General features: G+C 74.4%; 4 protein-coding genes. All 4 read right to left on the reverse strand.

The annotated features are described in order from the left end of the window. Nucleotides 1-504 (reverse strand): ABC transporter permease (locus GJ633_RS15820; RefSeq protein WP_197431379.1); only part of this gene is annotated, 504 nt, incomplete at its 3' end. After that, entirely contained in the window at nucleotides 501-1535 is a 1035-nt protein-coding gene (locus GJ633_RS15825) for an ABC transporter ATP-binding protein (RefSeq protein WP_156589544.1), read from the reverse strand. The genes GJ633_RS15825 and GJ633_RS15820, both read right to left, overlap by 4 nt. Before the next feature lie 100 nt (nucleotides 1536-1635). After that, the gene (locus tag GJ633_RS15830; protein ID WP_156589545.1) at nucleotides 1636-2067 is read right to left on the reverse strand and encodes an HIT domain-containing protein; all 432 of its coding nucleotides are present in this window, start codon (nucleotides 2065-2067) and stop codon (nucleotides 1636-1638) included. 66 nt (nucleotides 2068-2133) lie between these two features. Beyond that, nucleotides 2134-2494, reverse strand: a 361-nt coding sequence (locus tag GJ633_RS15835; protein WP_231741392.1) for an MBL fold metallo-hydrolase, incomplete at its 5' end; no start/stop codon positions are given.

Below are 2494 nucleotides of genomic sequence, written 5' to 3' on the forward strand. Positions count from 1 at the left end.
TGCGAGTCGGCGAGCGCCCCCGAGCAGGGCGCCGAGCCCGCAGAAGAGCGCGACCGCGACGGCGACAAACGCGGGGAGCGCGGCAAGCGCCGGCGAGACGACGAGCGTCGCGTCGGTCACCGTGAGCACGAGCCCGAGGATCAGCAGGCTCGCGACGCCGATGATCGCGACGTTGACGAGCGTGTGCGCGAGCAGCCACTCCGCGCGCGAGAGCGGGGTCGTCGCCAGCTTCTCGAACCGGCCGCCGTCGCGGTGGCGGGCGATCTCGGAGCCGACCCGCGACAGCGGCGTGAACAGGACGACCACCGCGAGGTAACCGGGGAGGTAGTAGCCCGCCGGCTCCGCGAACAGCCCGCCGCCGGTCGGCTGCGTCCGGACGAGCGCCCCGAAGATGACGACGAGGATCACGGGGAAGAAGAACGTGAAGAACACCGCCGTCCGCCGGCGGAGGAACGAGCGCGTCGCCGCGCTCGCCTCGGTCGCGATCCGACCGACGCGGGTCATCGGTCCCCTCCGTCGGCGTTCGCGAGGGGGTCGTCCGGCGCCTCGGCGCGCGGCGAGTACGACTCACCGGTGAGCCGGAGGTAGACGTCCTCCAGCGTGGGCTCGGACCACGCGATCGACTCAAAGGCGACGCCGGCCGCGTCGAGGGCGTCGACCGCGTCGCCGATGGCCGCCGGACGGACCCCCCGGATCCGCAGGCCGTCGGCGTCGGCCGTCACCTCGCCGCCCTCGGGCAGGCGGTCGGCCGCCGCCTCGCGCACCGCGCCGACGACATCGCCGGGAGCCGGGGCGTCGAGGCGCACCTCCAGCCGCGGGGCGCCGCCGTGCTCGGCGATCAGGTGGTCGGGAGCACCGACGGCGACGACGCCTCCGTCCCGAAGGAGCGCGACGCGGTCGGCGAGCCGCTCGACCTCGTCCATGGCGTGGCTCGTGAGGAAGACCGTCGTCCCGCTCTCGGCGAATCGCTCGATCAGCCGGTGGATCGCCCGCCGGCCCGCCGGGTCGATCCCGGTCGTCGGCTCGTCGAGAAACAGCAGGTCGGGGTCGTTGACGATCGCGGTCGCGACGCAGGTGCGCCGCTTCTGCCCGCCCGAGAGCGTCTCGTACCACGCGTCCGCGTCGTCGGCCATCCCGACGTCCCGCAGGACGCCGTTGGTGTCGCGGGCGGCGTCGTAGAGCCCGCCGTAGTAGTCGACCAGCTCCCGGGCCGTGAGCCGCGCCGGCGGGTCGAACGACTGCGGGAGCAGCCCGACGCGCTGCGGGTCGACCTCCTCCGGCGCGTGCCCGAACACCCGGAGGTCCCCCTCGGCCTCCGTGGTGCCCGTCAGCGCGCGAACGAGCGTGGTCTTCCCCGCGCCGTTGGGGCCGATGAGGCCGAACACCTCGCCGGACCGGACGTCGAGGTCGACCCCGTCGAGCGCGACGACGTCGCCGTACGCCTTCCGGACGCCCCGGCCCCGGACCACCTCGGCCGCGGCGCCATCGTCGGTCTCGCCGGGCGACGACGCCGACGGGGCTGCCGTCTCGTGCATGGGATCGCGTCGGTCGCCGGCGCGCCTAAGGGTTGCTCTTCCGCTCGCCGCGAGACCGCGCACACCGGAGCGAGACCGCGCGCACCGAAGCGAGCCTCGTCTACTCGCCGACCGCGGCGGCGACGTCGTCGGCGATCGAATCGAGCTCGGTGTCCGAGAGGTCGGGGCGCTGGCCGGCGACCGCGTGGATCGGCGCGCCGCCGTCGCCCTCGAACCGCGGAACGACGTGGACGTGGACGTGCGGGACCTCCTGGCCGGCGGCCTCGCCGTCGTTGATACCGACGTTGGCGGCGTCGGCGTCGACCGCGTCCTGCGCCGCCGGCGTGAGGGTCGCGACGGCGTCGAAGAGGTCGCTCGCGAGGGCGGCGTCGAGGTCGGCGACTCGGCGCTCGTGGGCCTTCGGGATCACGAGGGTGTGTCCCGGCGACAGCGGGTTGGCGTCGAGGAACGCCAGCACCGCGTCGGTCTCGTAGACGGTCCGCGCCGGGATCTCGCCGGCGACGATCGAACAGAAGATGCAGTCGTCGGACATGTCCGGAGGGTCGTCGTCGCGACTCATCAAGGTTTCCCGGGGCGCGGCGGCCTCGGTGGCGGTTCCTCACCCCTCCCGCTCCGGAAACGGCACCTCGATCCGATCGCCGTCGCTCGGGAGGAGACAGTCGCCGTCGAACGCCTCTCTGGCCTCCCGCAGGATGGGCGAGGCGTCGCCGGCGTACCGCGAGGAGATGTGGACGAGCGCGAGCCGTTTCGCGTTCGCGCGGGCGGCGATCTCGCCGGCCTCGCGGCCGGTCGAGTGAGCCGTGTCGCGGGCGCGCTCGGCCATGTCGTCGGCGAAGGTCGCGTCGTGGACCAGCAGGTCAGCGTCCTCGGCGACCTCGACCGTCCGCTCGCGCGGGCGGGTGTCCGCGGTGTAGACGAGCGTCCGACCGGGCCGCGGCGGGCCGACGACCTGCTCGGGC

Origin of the sequence: Halorubrum sp. CBA1125, assembly GCF_009742825.1 — an archaeon.
Taxonomy (GTDB): domain Archaea; phylum Halobacteriota; class Halobacteria; order Halobacteriales; family Haloferacaceae; genus Halorubrum.

Bases quoted from the DNA above. Each gene is read 5' to 3' on its own strand.
- GJ633_RS15825 (WP_156589544.1), bottom strand. From the start codon at position 1,535: ATGCACGAGACGGCAGCCCCGTCGGCGTCGTCGCCCGGCGAGACCGAC.
- GJ633_RS15830 (WP_156589545.1), bottom strand. From the start codon at position 2,067: ATGTCCGACGACTGCATCTTCTGTTCGATCGTCGCCGGCGAGATCCCG.